Here is a 16,043-nt window from a genome sequence, read left to right on the forward strand (position 1 = left end):
TTTGCCCACGACAGGTTCGGTTCCACGGATTCGGAGGCCCACGGTGAAGCATGTGCACGCGGGGAAAGTTCGCGACCTCTATGAGGACGGCGATACCTTGCTGCTCGTCGCGTCGGATCGGGTTTCGGTTTATGACGTGGTGTTGCCGACGCCGATTCCGGACAAGGGTGCGCTGCTGACGCAGTTGTCGAACTGGTGGTTCGAGTACTTCACGGGGATTCCGAATCATGTGGTGTCGGCTACCGATGTGCCCGCGGAGTTCGCGGGGCGGGGGATTCGGGTGAAGCCGTTGAAGATGCTGTCGGTGGAGTGCATCGCGCGGGGGTATCTGACGGGCTCCGGGCTCAAGGAGTACCAGCAGTCGGGGACTGTGTCGGGGATCGCGTTGCCTGCTGGTCTGCGGGATGGGGACAAGCTGCCCGAGCCGATTTTCACGCCGTCGACCAAGGCTTCCGAGGGGCATGACGAGGCGATCAGTTTCGCCGATGTGGTGAATCAGGAAGGTCGTGAGGTGGCGGAGAAGTTGCGTGATCTCACGCTGGAGATCTACTCGCGGGGGGCCGAGCATGCGGCGAAGGCGGGTGTGATCGTCGCCGATACGAAGGTCGAATTCGGTTGGGACGGTGAGGTTCTCACTCTCGGTGACGAGGTGCTGACGTCGGATTCCTCGCGGTTCTGGCCTGCCGACGAGTGGGAGCCGGGTCGCCCGCAGGCCTCCTTCGACAAGCAGTTCGTGCGCGACTGGTCGACCTCCACCGGGTGGAACAAGGAATACCCGGGGCCCGAGATCCCCGCTGATGTCGTCGAGGGAACTCGCCGCAAGTACGAACAGGCTTATGAGCTGATCACCGGTCAGAAATGGGCCGGAATCCAGGCTTGATCCGACGCGGCGCCGAGCCGCACGAGCCGGCGCCGCACCCGATATCCAGCCGTCAGTGCACGGGTGCCCCAACACCTTTGACCGCGCAGATGTGTTGGAGTGTCGTGTCAGTGCACGGGTGCCTCAACACCTTTGACCGCGCAGATGTGTTCCATGTTCTCGTTGCCCCACGCGCCGAGCGTGACCAGCGCCGCGTTGAGTGACACCCCGCGCTCGGTGAGCGAGTACTCCACCTTCGGAGGAACCTGCGCGTAGACCTCGCGCGCGATGATGCCGTCGTGCTCGAGTTCGCGCAGCTGCTGGATCAGCATTTTCTCGGTCACGCCGGGGACCAGGCGTTTCAGGTCGCCGAAGCGTTGGGTGCCGGTGGACAGGGCCCACAGGATCAGGGCTTTCCATTTGCCGCCCACGACGTCCAACGCGGCGTCGATACCGCAGGAATACGGACGCTCTCGCTGCTTCATAGTCGCCTTACTTACTTTTAGGTGGGTATTGCACTTGATAGTCGGTACTTGTCGAGTGTAGTGCAACCGGCGATTCTAGGAGGGCGTTGCCGCTCGGCAGCGAAGAGCTTCGGATCTAGGAGAACAATGCCCAATCAGACTGCGGTACAGCGTATTTCGGTGATCGGACTCGGGGCGATGGGCACCGCGCTGGCGAAGGCCTTGCTGGCGGGCGGCCACGAGGTGACGGTGTGGAACCGCACTGCGGCGCGGGCCGACGCCGTGGTGGCCGACGGTGCCAAGCTCGCGGCGACCTCCGCGCAGGCGATGGCGGCGGCGGACCTGGTGATCCTGTGCGTGCTCGACGACGCCGCGGTACGCGAACACCTCGAGCCCGCCGCGGACCAGGTGCGCGGGAAGGTGGTGGTGAACCTGACCACCACCTCGCCGGAGCAGGCGCGCTCGCCGGGGCGCTGGGCTGATGTGAACGAGGTCGAGTTGATCGACGGCGGGATCATGGCCGTGCCCGAAATGATCGGTGGGCCCGCGGCTTTCGTGCTGTACAGCGGTGCGGCCGCGGGGTTCGAGCGGTTCCGTGCGGTGCTGGACTTGTTCGGTCGTGCCGAGTTCGTCGGCGAGGATCTGGGCGCCGCCGCCATGTACGACGTCTCGATCCTGGGTGGCATGTACGCCATGTTCGCCGCGTTCCGCCAGGGTGGTGCGATGGTTCACGCCACCGGCGGCTCGGCTGCGCGCCTTGCCGAGTTGATGGGGCCGTTCCTGCAGGCGATGGCGAACCTGCTCGCGGGATACGCCCCCGGCATCGACAACCCGGCGGACTATGTGCAGCCCCAAAGCGACGAGTTCACCGCCGCCGCCATCGACCTGATCGACAAGTCCGCCGCCGAATCCGGCAACCCCACCGAGCTCTACCGAGTGCTGCGCCACAACCTCACCGGCCTGTGACTGGTCGCCTTGCCGTCGATGGCCCGTAGCCACTTGCCGGATCCGACCGGCGTAATCGACCAGAACGGCGCCGCATAGTCGCTTTTCCGACTGTGGTGGCGGCAGATTGGTCGATTACGCCGGGTTGCGACGTCGTCGCAACGGGTGAGCGCGCGGGGACCGGTCCCTGCGTGACTGTGGTTCAGGCGTTGACGAGGTCGACGGCGAGCAAGTCGTCGACGAAGGCCTCGGCTTTCGCGTCGAAGGCGGCGTAGTGGGTGGTGCGCGCGTCGCCGCTGATCGCCTCGCCGATCACGAGATTGCCTGCGGCATCGATACTTTGGGGCTGCTCCTCGGCATCGGGGAGTAGGCCGACTCGGGACTCCGCGAAACCGCTGTAGTAGGCCAGACCCTCGTTGAGCTGGGCTTCCAGTAGCTGTTGCATGCCGGGGAGGATCGCGTCATCGGCTGTCGCCCCGGCCAATCCGAGCCACAGAATGCGCTTGCCCGCCAGACGTGGCTTGCTGCGGCCGTAGGCGAAACCGTAGTTCCAGATGCGGTCGATCCACCCTTTGAGCAGGGCGGGCACGCTCTGCCAGTAGACCGGGAACACCACGACCACGACCTGGGCGGCCAGGATTCGCTGCATGTGGGCTTCGGCGTCGGGGGAGTACTGCTTGTCGCGGTTGCCCCACTCGGGCTGGTCGGCCACGGTCATGCGCGGGTCGAAGTTCTCCGCCTGCAGGTCGAGGTAGTCGATGGCGTAGCCCGCTGCGGTGAGCCGGTCGACGGCCTTGGCGGCGATATGAGCCGACAGCGAGTCGGCGCGATGGTGGCCGAGAACGACGAGTGCGGTCGGTGCGGACCGCTCGACGTTGGGCTCACCGCTGGTCGGCGCAGTGGTGGTGGGCTGCGCGGCATGATGCGTCGCCGTGTCGAGGGTGGCCGGCGACGTGCCCGGTGTCGAGGAGTCGGTGGTGGTCAGTTCGGCGATGGCGGTCGTGGTGGCGGCGGACTGGGTCACGGTGGGCTCCTGTTCGATGGTGCGGGCTGTTCGGCCCGATGTATTCAGTCAACCGCGAATCGTGTGGACGATCTATGGGTGATCATCTCCGGTCGATAGGAATTCGTCTACGCTGGGGGAGTGGACCCGTTGAGTTCGTTGCTGAGCGGCATTCGTGCCGAAGGATCGGTCGTGGCCCATGCGGTGCTGCGCCCGCCGTGGACGATTCGCTTCGCCGATCGGGCGCCGCTGATCATGGTGACGGTGCTGCGTGGCGGCGGCACGTTGGTGCTCGCCGACGGATCGCGCACGAGTCTGGTCGCGGGCGATACCGCGCTGGTGCAGGCCGGTGAACCGTTCCATCTCGCCGATACGCCCGCCGCGCTGGACCGCCCGCACGAGCGCTACGAATTGTCCTGCTTCGTACCCGACGGCTTCGGCCCCGCCGATTTCACCTGCGCGACACCGGAATTGATCGAGGTACCGACGAGAACTGGTGTGCCAGGGGAGACTTCGTTGCTCGTCGGCGCCTACCGCGCGTCGGGACGGCGTCATGAACGGTTGCTGCGCGCACTACCGCAGGTCATGGTCGTGCACGAAGACCCCGAAATGTGCCGGTGGCTGGAACAATCCGCCGCCGACGCGGTCCGCATGAGCGCGGGCTCGCAGGCACTGATGGACCGGCTGCTGGACTGGGCGCTGGTCTGCACGCTGCGGTCCTGGCTTTCCGAACAGCAACACTGCGCGCCCGCCTGGTATCGGGGCATGGCCGATCCGGTGGTCGGGCCGGCGCTGACCGCCATCCATGATCGGCCGTTCGACCGCTGGACCGTGGCGAGCCTGGCCACCGAGGCGGCGGTCTCGCGCGCCCTGTTCGCCAAACGATTCACCGAGGTGATGGGCGAACCGCCGCTGGCCTACCTCACCGAATGGCGCATGGCCGAAGCCGAGGAACTGCTCGCCGACCCCGCCCGCAGCGTCGCGCAGGTGGCGACCACGGTCGGCTACTCCGACGCGTTCGGTTTCAGCGCGGCTTTCAAACGTTTGCGGGGGACCAGCCCGACCGAGTTCCGGGCCGCGCGGGTGTAGCGGACGCCTCGTGCCGGGCGGACGATGCGCCCGACCCGAGGTTGCCCACGCGTGGAGAGCCTGCCTGGGGAAAGTTGCGCTTGTGGGGATCGCACCGTGGCGACTCGGCCATAGTGTGCGGCTGGACCGGCGCCGGGCTGACCGAGGAAAGGCCACAGGCTCAGTTTCGTGGGGTGAGCAGGACCAGCGGGATCTCGCGGGTGGTCTTCTTCTGGTAGTCGCCGTAGCCCTTGTACGCGGCGACGACACGCGGCCACAGCTGCGCGCGCTGTTCGGGGGTGGCGATGGTGGCCAGCATCGGCCGCTCGGGCCCGTTGCGCAGCGAGACCTCGACGTCGGGGTTGTCGCGCAGGTTCAGGAACCAGGCCGGGTGGGTGTCGTCGCCACCGCGCGAGGCGACCACGACGATCGTGTCGCCGTCGATGACGGGCGCGGTCAGCATGGACTTGCGTGGGGTGCCGGACTTGCGGCCGATCGTGGTGAGTTCCAGGGAGGCCATTCCCATGAACGACGTGCCGATGCGGCCACCGCTCACGGTGAGCAACGCGCGGTGGACGGCGTTCATGATCTTCAGCTGCAGGTCACTGGGCATACCGCGAAATCTACTCCCACCGCCGCCGGATCTCACCCGAGTTGGATCACCAGGCGGTTCAGGAACGGCCGCTGGCCTTTTCCGAGCTTCTCCGCCGCGGTGGCGAGGTCGAACCATTCCGCCCGGTCGATCTCGGGGAATACCGCGACCTGCCCCGATCGCGGCGGCCACTCCATCTCGAAGGTGCCGGGCACCACGTCGGCCGGGTCGAGATCGCCCTCGACGGTCCACACCTTCAGGATCTTGCGCTTGGCCCCGCTGCGGTAAGTCACCTGACCGAGCTCGGCCCACTCACCCTCGGGTGCGGGCAGCCCGAGTTCCTCGGTGAACTCCCGGCCGGCCGCATCACGCGCCGACTCCTCCTCGGACGCCAACTCACCCTTGGGAATCGACCACGCCGAGGCGTCTTTCTTCGCCCACAGCGGCCCGCCCATGTGCCCGAGCAGCACCTCGACCCCGGCTTCGCCTCGGCGATACACGAGCAGGCCAGCACTGATTACGTCCGTCATGACCGTGAGTCTGCCAGGCGCGGTGGTGTGACCTGGTCGCGGCGTCAGCTGTCATTACCAGTCACCGCGCGCAGGTGAGCGGCACGCAGCAGCAAGTAGTCGCGTTCGGGGGCGCTCGCCGTGTGCTCGGCGGCGCGGTGATACTCGACGACGGCCGCAGCCTGCTCACCCGCCATTTCGTGCAGGTGTCCGCGCACGGCGGCGAGGCGATGGGAGCGCGACAGCGGTTCGGCGACGGTGTCGGCTACGGCGAGCCCGGCGGCCGGTCCGTGGACCATCGCGGTGGCGACGGCGCGGTTGAGGGTGACCATAGGGTTGGGGTACAGACGCTCGATCATGTTGTATAGCAGCAGGATTCGCGCCCAGTCGGTGTCCTCAGCGCGTGCGGCATCGGCGTGCACGCCCGCGATCGCGGCTTGCAGTTGATAGACCCCGGTCAGTCCCGCCGACAGGGTCGCGGTGAGTAACCGCAAGCCTTCGGTGATCTGAGGGCGATCCCAGCGTGAGCGATCCTGTTCGGTGAGGGGGATCAGTTCGCCGTGCGGCCCGGAGCGGGCGGCGCGGCGGGCGTCGGTGAGCAGCATCAGCGCGAGAAGGCTTGCCACCTCGGTATTTTCGGGCAATAGGGAAAGTAACGTGCGCGTGAGGCGGATCGCCTCGGCGGACAGGTCGGCGCGACGCAAGCCCGCGCCCGAAGTGCTGGTGTGGCCCTCGGTGAAGATCACGTACAGCACCTGCAGCACCGCACCCACCCGCGCGCTGTCGTGCGCCCCGTCGGCGAACGGTCGATCCGATTCGGCCAAACGCTTCTTCGCACGTGAAATACGTTGTCCCATAGTCGCTTCGGGAATCAAGAACGCGGCGGCGATCTCGGCGGTGCTCAATCCACCAACCGCACGCAACGTCAACGCGACAGCCCCAGCAGGTGGTAGGTCGGGGTGACAGCACAGGAAATACAGGTCGAGCGTGTCGTCACGCGCCACCGGTTCGACGGGCACCTCCCGTTCGAAAATCGTTGTCTCCCTGCGCCGCCGAGCCACCTCCGCCCGTACCGAGTCGGCCATGCGCCGCTGCGCCACCTGGATCAACCAGCCGCGCGGATTCTCTGGCAGCCCGTCACCCTGCCACTGCGTCGCCGCCGCCAGCAGGGCTTCCTGCACCGAATCCTCGGCCAGGTCGAAATCGCCGAAGCGGCGCACCAAGATGCCGAGGACCTGCGGCGAGAGTTCTCGCAGCAGGTCCTCGATGCGTACGGTCATTGCACCTCGGGCGCGCTCATGATCTGGCGCACTTCGATGTACTCGCCGATCGGCTTGCCGCCGGGGCCCGGCGCCGCCGACGCCTGCGCGGCGATCTCGACCGCGCGCTCGACGGAATCGACGTCGATCACCCAGTACCCGGCCAGGAACTCCTTGGTTTCGGGAAACGGGCCGTCGGTCACCACCGGCGCCGAACGGCCGTCGGAGCACACGATCATCGCCTGGTCGGGCCCGGCCAGGCCCTGGGCGTCGACGAGCTCGCCCGCCGCGGCGAGCTGTTCGCCCAGCATGCGCTGGAAATCGATGTGCGCGGCGATGTCCTCGGGTGCCCACTCCGGGAAGGGTGTGGTGCAGTAGGCGGCGTCTGCATAGGTCTTGACCAGCATGAACTTCATGATCCGGCTCCTTCTCGGTGCGCCCCGGTGGCGCTCTCGATGGATGGTCGGAGCCGATCAGCCGTCTTCGACACAACCTTGGATGTGAACTGGATCACAGGGGAATGTTCGTGTCGGTCAGTCGTGCGGGATCGACGGGTTCCTCGGACAGGATCAGCTCCTTGATCCGGTCGGTCACGTCCCAGACATTGACGTTCATGCCCGCGCGCAGCTTGTTGTCCTTGTCGAGCCAGAACGCGACGAACTCCCGCTTGTCGAGGTCGCCGCGCACCACCACCCGCACGTCGTCCTCGCGCCCGACATAGCCGGTGTACTCCATCCCGACGTCGTACTGATCGCTGAAGAAGTACGGAAGCCGGTCGTACACAGCCACTTTGCCCAACATCGTCTTCGCGGCGACGGCGGGCTGATTCAGTGCGGTCGCCCAGTGTTCGACCCGGATCAACCGGTGCAGCAGCGGATGTTCCTCCTCGGCGATATCGCCCACCGCGACCACATCGGGGTTGCTCGTGCACAGCGCCGCGTTCACCAGCACGCCGCCGTCCACCGCCAGGCCGGCCGCGGTCGCGGTCTCGATATTGGGTTGGGCGCCCACCGCGACCAGCACCGCCTGCGCGCCCACCACCGTGCCGTCGCCCAACTGCACGCCGGTGGCCTCGCCGTTTTCGGTCAGGATCAGGTCGACGGTGGTGTTCGTGCGCAGGTCGACGCCGTGCGCGCGGTGCAGGTCGGCGTAGAACCGGCCCATCTCGGGGCCGAGCACGTTGATCAACGGCAGGTCCGCCGACTCGATCAGCGTGACCTCGACGCCTTTGGCGCGGGCCTGCGCGGCGACCTCGAGACCGATCCACCCGGCGCCGATGATGACCAGGCGCTTGTCCGTGCGCAACACCCGCACCAGCGCGTTCGAATCGCCGATGGTGCGCAGGGTGTAGACGTTCGGCGCGTCGGCGCCGGGAATGTTCAGCCTGCGGGCGCGCGAACCGGTGGCCAGCGCGAGTTTGTCGTAGTCGAGGGTGGAACCGTCGGGCAGCGTCACCGTTTTGGCGATCGGATCGAACGCGGTCGCGGTGGTGCCCAGGCGCAGGTCGACATTGTGGTCGCGGTACCAAGCGGCCGGGTCGACGGTGAAATCGGGCAGTTGTTCGGTGCCTGCCAGATGCTGTTTGGACAGCGGCGGGCGCTCGTACGGCAGTTCCTCCTCGGCGGCCAACAGTGTGACGTGGCCGTCGAAGTCGTTGGCGCGCAAGGCTTCGGCGACTTTCGCGCCACCAAGACCCCCGCCGATGACGACAAAATGCTGATTCGAACTCATGAACGATCCCTTCTCGCGCAACGAGCCGGACCACCCGAGCCTAGTGCCGCAATTCGTGCGCGGGAACGATTCCGGTGGCGATGCGGTTGCACCAGTCGGCGGGGCGATCCGACTCGCCGCAGCTGACCCGAGAGGAACCCATCGTGAGCGAACAGGCCACCAAGGATGTCGCCGATTTCTGGTTCGACCCGCTGTGCCCGTGGTGCTGGATCACCTCACGGTGGATCCTGGAAGTGGAGAAGGTGCGCGACATCGACGTGCGCTTCCACGTGATGAGCCTGGCGGTGCTCAACGAGGGCAAAGACGATCTGCCGCAGCAGTACGCGGAGATGATGGCTGCCGCGTGGGGGCCGGTTCGGGTCGTGATCGCCGCCGCGCAGAAGTACGGCGACGAGATCCTGTCGCCGCTGTACACCGCGATGGGCACCCGCATCCACGACCGCAAGGCCGAATACGAGCGCGCCACGCTGCAGGAGACCTTCGACGCGGTGATCGCGGACTCGCTGGCGGAGCTGAACCTGCCCGCCGAACTCGCGCAGGCCGCCACCGACGCCGACTACGACGAGGCGCTGCGGATCAGCCACCACGCGGGCATGGACAAGGTGGGCCCCGATGTGGGCACCCCGACCATTCACGTGAACGGCACCGCGTTCTTCGGGCCGGTGCTGTCGCGCATCCCGCGCGGTGACGACGCGGGCCGCGTGTGGGACGGCGTGGTCGCGCTGGCCTCGTACCCGCACTTCTTCGAGCTCAAGCGCACCCGCACCGAGGACCCGGTCTTCGACTGATCCGCGCAGGTCGGGGGGTGTCGCAGCGGGCACCCCTGACCGGTCAGACGGGCTTGGGCGGCAACGCTTGCGGCGCCGAGTTCAGCGGATAACCGCCCGGCGGCGGGATCATGCCCGGATGCGGTGGGCGCGGGCGCCAGAACATCGAACCCGGTTTGCTGCGGTCGCGCAGCGCCCACATCCGCCAGGTGAGTACCGGGTGGCTGGCCATGGCGTTGACCAGCCAGATGAAACCGCCCTTGTCGAGCGCGGCCCGATCGGCCATCTCGTCGACGCCGACATCGACATTGAGGTACTTGCCCGCGGCCAGGGTGGCCATCGCGCTGGGTGCGCCCTGCGGGCGGAAGCAGTAGCCGTGATTGTCGGCGGTGTACTCCTGGGCACGGATCAGCGACGAACCCAGAATCGGCAGATACGGCGCGGCGAACATGCCGAGTTGCCGCCAATACGACACGTGACCGGCGGCGATATGCCCGACCTCGTGGCCGATGATGAACGCGAGACCCTCCGGTTCGCGGGCGGCGCCACCGATTTCGAACAGGTCGCTGTAGACCACCACGAACCGGCGGAATCCGTGCCCGGCGGCGAAGGCGTTGATCTGGCCGTTGCCCAGGATCACGTACGCGTCCGGCGCCGTGGACATCCCGAATCGCGCCGCCGCCTCCTGCACCATCCGATACCCCTCGGGGAACTGGGTGGGCGACATCCGCACGCCGTTCACGCGCTGGGTCGCGAAGTTCAGGCCACGACCGGCCCACAGCAGGATCGGCGCGAACAACAGCAGCAGCACGTACGGGCTGGACAGCACCGAACCGGACTGCTCGATCCCGTTCTCGTCGACCACGGGATCGGCGAACAGTTCGAACGAGGTGAGCAGCAACGCCAGCAGATACGCCACGGCGGTGATCATGATGACCACGATCAGCAGCGGGATCTCCCACGGATGCCGGGCGGGGCGATCCCACGGCATCAGACCGCGCGGGCGATGCTGCGGGGGAACCGGCGGCGGACCGCTCGGTGGGTAATAGCCTGCCGAATGCGGGGGATGCGGTTCGTGCGGGTGCATGAAACGACTCTAAGTGGGCCTGCAAGAATCGCAGGTATGCGCGTTTACCTGGGTGCCGACCATGCCGGTTTCGAATTGAAGAATCACGTCAAGGCCCATCTGCTCGAGGCCGGACTAGAGGTTGTCGACTGTGGCGCCCTCGAATACGACGCTCTCGACGACTACCCCGGCTTCTGCATCGAAGCCGCGCGTCGCACCGTCGCCGACCCGGGTTCGCTGGGCCTGGTCTTCGGTGGCAGCGGCAACGGCGAGCAGATCGCCGCCAACAAGGTCCCCGGTGCCCGCTGCGCCCTGGCCTGGAGTGTCGAAACCGCGGTGCTGGCCCGCGAACACAACAACGCCAACCTGATCGGCATCGGCGGCCGGATGCACTCCACCGCTGAGGCATTGGCCATCGTGGACGCGTTCATCGCCACCGCGTGGTCGGAGGAGGCGCGGCACCAGCGTCGCATCGACATCCTGGCCGACTTCGAGAAGACCGGCATCGTTCCCGAGATTCCCGCGTACTGAGGTAATGCCCGAAGGACACACCCTCCACCGGATCGCCGCGCTGCATCAGCAGCGGTTTTCCGGTGGGGTGGTGCGGGTTTCGAGTCCGCAGGGGCGGTTCGTCGAAGGTGCCGCGCTGGTGGACGGGCAGGTGCTTGAGCGGGCCGAGGCCTTCGGAAAGCATCTGCTGCACCACTATTCGTCCGGGCTCACGGTGCACGTGCATCTGGGGCTGTACGGGACTTTCAGTGAAGTCGAGTTGCCGATGGCCCCGCCGGTCGGGCAGGTGCGGATGCGAATGCTGGGCGCCGCAACGGATTTCGGCACCGACCTGCGCGGACCTACCGCGTGCGAAGTGCTGCTGCCACCCGAAGTGGACGCGCTCACCGCACGTCTGGGCGCCGACCCGTTGCGTGCCGACGCCGATCACGAACGAGCGGGCGCGCGAATCCGCCGCTCCCGCAGGGCAATCGGTGCGCTGCTGATGGACCAGGCGTTGATCGCCGGCGTGGGCAATGTCTATCGCGCGGAAGTACTGTTCCGCCACGGCATCTCACCGTTTCGTCCCGGCACCTCGATCACGCCCGCCGAATGGGACGCCCTGTGGGCGGACCTGGTCGAACTCATGCCGATCGGCGTCACCACCGGGCGCATGCACGTCGTGCGCCCCGAACACGACACCGGCGCACCGTCTTACAACAAAGACCGCCCCCGCACCTACGTCTACCGCCGCCAGGGCGAACCGTGCCGAGTCTGCGCGACCCCCATCGCGCACAAGGTCATGGAGGGCCGAAACCTGTTCTGGTGCCCCACCTGTCAGCCCGACTAAGAGCTGGAATGAAAGTCGACTGAGCCGGACCGCGAAGTGCAGGCTTCGCGATCCGACTCAGCCGGCGACCGCCGTTCCCAGTTCGGGGTCGCCCGTTTCAGCGAGCGCGAAACGCCGCCCGCCCGCCGATTTCGCCGAGTACATCGCGCGGTCGGCGCGGCGTAGCAAGTCGGTGAAATCGCACGTCTTTCCCGGTGGGCAGAAAGCGGTGCCCACGCTGGCCGAGACCGGCACCGGACCCGCGCTTGACCACACCGGGTCGCGCAGTGCCGCGACCACACGGTGGGCCAACTCGCCGAGGGTGTCGCGGCGCGGATTGGCCGCCACCACGAACTCGTCGCCGCCGTACCGGCAGATCACCGTGTCGGGCGGGCACACCTCACGCAAACGGTGGGCCAGTTCTACCAGAACCTCGTCGCCGATCGCGTGTCCGTAGCCGTCGTTGATCTGTTTGAAGCGATCCAAGTCCACCACCAGCACGCCGACACCCCGGCTGGGGTCGGCGGCGAACGCGCGCACCCGTTCTTGCAGCAGCGTGCGGTTCGCCAGATCGGTGAGGGCGTCGTGGGTCGCCTCGTGGCGCAAGCGGTGCTGCAGCGCGGCGATCTCCTGTACGCGCAGCGACACTTTCGCCGAGATGTTCTGTTCCTGTTGCACCAGGGCGCGTTCTTGCAGCGCCTGGGCGTAGCTATCGATGGCCTGGCTGGCCACCAGCGGCCACCGCGTGGCCACCAGCGAACCCGGAACCCCGGAGGGGAAGCCGAGCAGCCAGCGACTGGCGTGGGCCAGCATTCTGGTTCGTTCGAACGGCGCCTCGGCCAGGCGTGCGCCGACCTTGCGCGCCTGTGGCACCGGGAACGGTTCGGTCCTGGCCAGGTGCAGCAGCCGCTCGACGATATCGACGAGCACCGGCTCCAGCTGGTGCGGGGCCGTGGAAGAGCCCGGTTCGGCACAGACCGCGCGGGCCCAGGCGCGGGCCATCGCGGCGACCGGTGGCTCGATGTGGGTCATCGACATCACCGGCGTTCATTCGCACTGCTACGCGGTTGGGTCCACCGAGTTCGGCACACGCTCACCGCCCCCTTTCCAGATACCCCCGTCCGGCAAAAAGGATCCTAGCAAGCCACCCGAGACCGAAAAGTCGCGTTCTAGACGCGTTCTCAGGTCTCTCGCGAATGGCGATCGGCTATGACATCGCTACGCAGTCTCCGGCGTTACACATTTTCCGAAAAAGATTTCGGCAGCCCGAAACGTGCAGCGTAGAGCCCTCTACGCGGGTGGTGGACGCTGTGTCGCCATGGTTCCTCCTGCACGGGAGTCGGTCGTGACGATGAGGCGGTAGTCGTCACGCGCACTCTCATGGTGGCCTATTCGCCGCCCACGTGCCAGGTTTTTAAGGAAAATTCTCCTATTTATTCCCCCGGTGGAGCCGGCGCCGGTCCCCGTGGGCGCCCAACCATCGTCGCCGGGAGGGAGTTTCGGGGATAGGGTCATTAGGCCCTAATCGGGCACGGCGACGACTGGCCGCCGGCGCGAGCCCGGCCCGAGGGGGCCCTGATTGGCATTTAGCGCGCGGCGTTCGGTACAGTCGTGGCGCACGCGACATCGTGGCGATCCCATCGATGTCGTTTGCCTGCGGGTGTAGTTCAATGGTAGAACCTCAGCCTTCCAAGCTGATGGTGCGGGTTCGATTCCCGTCACCCGCTCAAACATGTATTGCCGCAACGGCTTTCCCGCCGCCGCGGTATCGGGGTGTAGCGCAGCTTGGTAGCGCATCCGCTTTGGGAGCGGAGGGTCGCAGGTTCAAATCCTGTCACCCCGACAGAAAGTACGACCCGTTCGCCCTGGTCAGGGCAACATCGGCCCTCGGGTTCCATCGAGCGAGTGTGCCGCTGGTCACCCAGATTGACCGGGATTGACCGCCAGTAATTGCACGTAGATCGCACGCGGATGGCTGAGGCTGTCCGCGTTTTTTCGTGTTCGGGCAACGCGGTAGCTCGAAGGTTCGTTTGCCTGTCGAGAACTTGCCTCGGATGCCGGAAGTGTTGGGGTGCAAACCGTTCCGGTCAGTGTTGCCTCGAGTAAGCTGTGCTCACCTCCATCTCAGGGGCGGTACGGGACCTGGTCACCGTGCCGTGCCGGGAAAGGAGGTGGTGGGAAATGGTGAAACATCGCCGGAGCAAGCAGAAAGCCCCGGTCGATTACGGTCTGCTGCTAACGACAGCTTCCGTGATCGCCGGGGCTCTGTTCCTGGTCAGCCGAGTTTGGCGGGCTAGCTAGTTTCCCATCAGGGTGGGGCGTCGAGCCAACGGCGTCCCACCCGCTCAGCATCACTCGCGTGATGGTCTCGATAGTACTGGACAAAGGACAGTTCGGGAACTGCCTAGGCTGTCACCCCGACAGTTAAGGTGGGGCTCATGTCCTCCACATCTCGGGTCGCGATCGTCACCGGTGCCGCGCGCGGAATCGGCGCGGCCGTCGCCATCAAACTCGCTGCTGACGGCAATGCTGTCGCTGTTATCGACCTCGACGAAGCCGCCTGTGCGGGCACCGTCGCCGCCATCGAAGCCGCGGGTGGCACCGCGCTGGCTGTCGGGGCCGATGTTTCCGATGAAGCGGCCGTGGCTGCCGCTGTCGAGCGGATCGCCGCCGAGCTCGGGGCGCCGACCATTCTGGTCAACAACGCCGGCGTACTGCGCGACAACCTGCTGTTCAAGATGTCGGTCGACGACTGGGACACCGTGATGAACGTGCATCTGCGCGGCGCGTTCCTGATGACCCGCGCGGTGCAGAAGTACATGGTGGACGCGAAGTTCGGGCGCATCGTCAACCTGTCGAGCACCTCGGCGCTGGGCAACCGGGGCCAGGCCAACTACTCCGCCGCGAAGGCGGGCATGCAGGGCTTCACCAAGACCCTCGCCTTCGAACTGGGCAAGTTCGGTGTCACCGCCAACGCGATCGCGCCCGGCTTCATCGAGACCGAGATGACCGCGGCGACCGCTGCGCGTGTCGGCGTGGACTTCGAGGCGTTCAAAGCCGCTGCGGCGTCACAGATTCCGGTCAACCGGGTGGGCACGCCCGACGACATCGCCAACACCGCATCGTTTTTCGCCAGTGACGGTGCCGGCTTCGTGTCGGGTCAGGTCATCTATGTGGCGGGTGGCCCGAAGGACTGAATGTCGTTCAGGCGCAACCGAAGCGGAAGTTCGCCTTCGCTTCGGTGCCCGCGGCGACAGTGACGCGGACCGGCTCGGCGGTGGTCAACCCACAACCGCCGGGCACGGTCACCACCTTCGCCTCGTAACAACCCACCGGCAGTGCCACGGTCGCGCGCCCGTCGGCGCCGCTGACCAGGGTGGTGACCGGCCTTTTCGCATCACACGGGGTGACCGCGATATCGGCGCGATTGACCGGCATCGGTTCCGAGCCGGTGAAGGCCCACACGGTCAAAGTGCCCGCGGTCGGCGGGGCCGGATCCGCGCTGGCGATACCTGTGACCAGCAGCGGAGTGAGTACGGACAGTGCGAGAAATGTGCGGCGCATGAACCTCTCCTCGTCGATGAGTCGGGTCGTCCGATGCTGATGGTAGGCCTATCGGGGCCCGAAACCGCCCGTCACGCGGGGGTGATTCCCGCGCGTTCGCTCCAAACCTGTTCGGCGGGGACCGACACCGTGGTCATCTCCGGGTAGCGCACCGCCGACAGGGTGCCGCCGAAGACCGCGCCGGTGTCCAGGCACAGGGTGTTGTTCACCCAGGTCAGGTCGGGGACCGGGGTGTGGCCGTAGAGGACAGTGGCGGTGCCGCGGTAGTCCTGCGCCCAGTCGTAGCGGATGGGATAGCCGTGTTCGTCGAGTTCGCCGGTGGGGGCGCCGTACAGGGCGAAGGAGCGGGCGCGACCCGAGGTGCTGCCGTGCAGGCTTTCGGGCAGGCCCGCGTGCGCGACGACGAGATTGCCCTTGTCGAGTAGGTAGTGCGTGGGCAGATCGGCCAGGAAAGCGTGTGCGGCGGTGCGGAATTCGAGGTCCTGGTCGGCCAGTTGGGCCAGGGACTGTTCGAGGCCGTGGGCGACGCGCACATTGCGGCCGTCCAGCGCGCGCATCAGTTTGTGGTCGTGGTTGCCGGTGACGCACAGGGCGGATTTCGCGGCGACCATGCCCATGACCAGGCGCAGCACGCCGGGAGTGTCGGGGCCGCGGTCGACCAGGTCGCCGACGAATACCGCGGTGCGGCCCTGCGGGTGGGTGGCGCCGATCGGGCGGTCCTGGTCGTCGCGGGCCAGCTCGTAATCGAGTTCGCGCAGCAGGGTTTCCAGTTCGCTGCGGCAGCCGTGGACGTCGCCGATCACGTCGAAGGGTCCGCGCAGGTCACGGCGGTCGCGGGGGAGGGCTTCGGGGCGGCGGGGTTGGGTCATCTCGCTTCCATCGTTGTGCAGCACACGCG

General features: G+C 66.9%; 18 protein-coding genes and 2 tRNA genes. 9 read left to right on the forward strand and 11 right to left on the reverse strand.

Features of this window, described 5'->3' with window-relative positions; translation table 11 throughout:
* Positions 1–43 precede the first annotated feature (43 nt).
* Positions 44–880, forward strand: coding sequence for a phosphoribosylaminoimidazolesuccinocarboxamide synthase (locus ACFWVD_RS20555; RefSeq protein WP_379245054.1), 837 nt, complete (start codon positions 44–46; stop codon positions 878–880).
* Between the two features lie 107 nt (positions 881–987).
* Here the strand turns inward: ACFWVD_RS20555 and ACFWVD_RS20560 are convergent, their stop codons facing one another.
* Positions 988–1,344: a winged helix-turn-helix transcriptional regulator gene (locus tag ACFWVD_RS20560; RefSeq protein WP_379245056.1), complete on the reverse strand. Its 357-nt coding sequence runs from the start codon at positions 1,342–1,344 to the stop codon at positions 988–990.
* Positions 1,345–1,404: 60 nt separating this feature from the next.
* On the opposite strand from ACFWVD_RS20560, the gene ACFWVD_RS20565 reads away from it, so the two are divergent.
* The gene (locus tag ACFWVD_RS20565) at positions 1,405–2,289 is read left to right on the forward strand and encodes an NAD(P)-dependent oxidoreductase (protein ID WP_379245136.1); all 885 of its coding nucleotides are present in this window, start codon (positions 1,405–1,407) and stop codon (positions 2,287–2,289) included.
* Between the two features lie 181 nt (positions 2,290–2,470).
* On the opposite strand, the gene ACFWVD_RS20570 is transcribed toward ACFWVD_RS20565, so the two are convergent.
* Positions 2,471–3,292, reverse strand: a complete 822-nt coding sequence (locus tag ACFWVD_RS20570; RefSeq protein WP_379245058.1) for an NAD(P)H-dependent oxidoreductase — start codon at positions 3,290–3,292, stop codon at positions 2,471–2,473.
* 120 nt (positions 3,293–3,412) lie between these two features.
* Between ACFWVD_RS20570 and ACFWVD_RS20575 the strand changes: the two genes are divergently transcribed.
* Complete coding sequence (locus ACFWVD_RS20575; RefSeq protein ID WP_379245060.1) at positions 3,413–4,360, forward strand: AraC family transcriptional regulator; 948 nt, start codon at positions 3,413–3,415, stop codon at positions 4,358–4,360.
* A gap of 160 nt (positions 4,361–4,520) precedes the next feature.
* Here ACFWVD_RS20575 and ACFWVD_RS20580 read toward each other — a convergent pair whose 3' ends face one another.
* The 5 genes from ACFWVD_RS20580 to ACFWVD_RS20600 form a co-directional block, all read right to left on the reverse strand.
* On the reverse strand, positions 4,521–4,952 hold the full coding sequence (locus tag ACFWVD_RS20580) for a nitroreductase family deazaflavin-dependent oxidoreductase (RefSeq protein WP_379245062.1): 432 nt from the start codon (positions 4,950–4,952) through the stop codon (positions 4,521–4,523).
* 32 nt (positions 4,953–4,984) lie between these two features.
* Entirely contained in the window at positions 4,985–5,461 is a 477-nt protein-coding gene (locus tag ACFWVD_RS20585) for an NUDIX domain-containing protein (RefSeq protein WP_379245064.1), read from the reverse strand.
* A 44-nt stretch (positions 5,462–5,505) separates the two neighbouring features.
* Complete coding sequence (locus tag ACFWVD_RS20590) at positions 5,506–6,720, reverse strand: RNA polymerase sigma factor (protein ID WP_379245066.1); 1,215 nt, start codon at positions 6,718–6,720, stop codon at positions 5,506–5,508.
* Positions 6,717–7,115, reverse strand: a complete 399-nt coding sequence (locus tag ACFWVD_RS20595; protein WP_379245068.1) for a YciI family protein — start codon at positions 7,113–7,115, stop codon at positions 6,717–6,719. The genes ACFWVD_RS20590 and ACFWVD_RS20595 overlap by 4 nt, the downstream gene beginning before the upstream one ends.
* A 94-nt stretch (positions 7,116–7,209) precedes the next feature.
* The gene (locus ACFWVD_RS20600) at positions 7,210–8,430 is read right to left on the reverse strand and encodes an NAD(P)/FAD-dependent oxidoreductase (RefSeq protein ID WP_379245070.1); all 1,221 of its coding nucleotides are present in this window, start codon (positions 8,428–8,430) and stop codon (positions 7,210–7,212) included.
* Positions 8,431–8,573: 143 nt separating this feature from the next.
* Here ACFWVD_RS20600 and ACFWVD_RS20605 point away from each other — a divergent pair, with 143 nt between their 5' ends.
* The gene (locus tag ACFWVD_RS20605) at positions 8,574–9,218 is read left to right on the forward strand and encodes a DsbA family protein (protein WP_379245072.1); all 645 of its coding nucleotides are present in this window, start codon (positions 8,574–8,576) and stop codon (positions 9,216–9,218) included.
* A 43-nt stretch (positions 9,219–9,261) separates the two neighbouring features.
* On the opposite strand, the gene ACFWVD_RS20610 is transcribed toward ACFWVD_RS20605, so the two are convergent.
* Positions 9,262–10,284, reverse strand: coding sequence for a M48 family metallopeptidase (locus tag ACFWVD_RS20610; RefSeq protein ID WP_379245074.1), 1,023 nt, complete (start codon positions 10,282–10,284; stop codon positions 9,262–9,264).
* Positions 10,285–10,320: 36 nt separating this feature from the next.
* On the opposite strand from ACFWVD_RS20610, the gene ACFWVD_RS20615 reads away from it, so the two are divergent.
* Positions 10,321–10,794, forward strand: coding sequence for a ribose-5-phosphate isomerase (locus tag ACFWVD_RS20615; protein WP_379245076.1), 474 nt, complete (start codon positions 10,321–10,323; stop codon positions 10,792–10,794).
* A gap of 4 nt (positions 10,795–10,798) precedes the next feature.
* Positions 10,799–11,602: an Fpg/Nei family DNA glycosylase gene (locus ACFWVD_RS20620; protein WP_379245078.1), complete on the forward strand. Its 804-nt coding sequence runs from the start codon at positions 10,799–10,801 to the stop codon at positions 11,600–11,602.
* Between the two features lie 57 nt (positions 11,603–11,659).
* On the opposite strand, the gene ACFWVD_RS20625 is transcribed toward ACFWVD_RS20620, so the two are convergent.
* Positions 11,660–12,613: a diguanylate cyclase domain-containing protein gene (locus tag ACFWVD_RS20625; protein WP_379245080.1), complete on the reverse strand. Its 954-nt coding sequence runs from the start codon at positions 12,611–12,613 to the stop codon at positions 11,660–11,662.
* A gap of 624 nt (positions 12,614–13,237) precedes the next feature.
* Here ACFWVD_RS20625 and ACFWVD_RS20630 point away from each other — a divergent pair.
* The 3 genes from ACFWVD_RS20630 (at position 13,238) to fabG (ending at position 14,778) form a co-directional block, all read left to right on the forward strand.
* Positions 13,238–13,308: transfer RNA gene (locus ACFWVD_RS20630), tRNA-Gly, on the forward strand.
* Between the two features lie 42 nt (positions 13,309–13,350).
* Positions 13,351–13,424: transfer RNA gene (locus ACFWVD_RS20635), tRNA-Pro, on the forward strand.
* A gap of 595 nt (positions 13,425–14,019) precedes the next feature.
* The gene (fabG, locus tag ACFWVD_RS20640) at positions 14,020–14,778 is read left to right on the forward strand and encodes a 3-oxoacyl-ACP reductase FabG (RefSeq protein ID WP_379245082.1); all 759 of its coding nucleotides are present in this window, start codon (positions 14,020–14,022) and stop codon (positions 14,776–14,778) included.
* Positions 14,779–14,785: 7 nt separating this feature from the next.
* Here fabG and ACFWVD_RS20645 read toward each other — a convergent pair whose 3' ends face one another.
* Positions 14,786–15,145: a hypothetical protein gene (locus tag ACFWVD_RS20645; protein ID WP_379245084.1), complete on the reverse strand. Its 360-nt coding sequence runs from the start codon at positions 15,143–15,145 to the stop codon at positions 14,786–14,788.
* Between the two features lie 71 nt (positions 15,146–15,216).
* Positions 15,217–16,014, reverse strand: a complete 798-nt coding sequence (locus ACFWVD_RS20650) for a metallophosphoesterase (RefSeq protein ID WP_379245086.1) — start codon at positions 16,012–16,014, stop codon at positions 15,217–15,219.
* Positions 16,015–16,043: the final 29 nt, after the last annotated feature.

Source organism: Nocardia sp. NPDC058666, assembly GCF_042714895.1.
Classification (GTDB): Bacteria; Actinomycetota; Actinomycetes; order Mycobacteriales; family Mycobacteriaceae; genus Nocardia.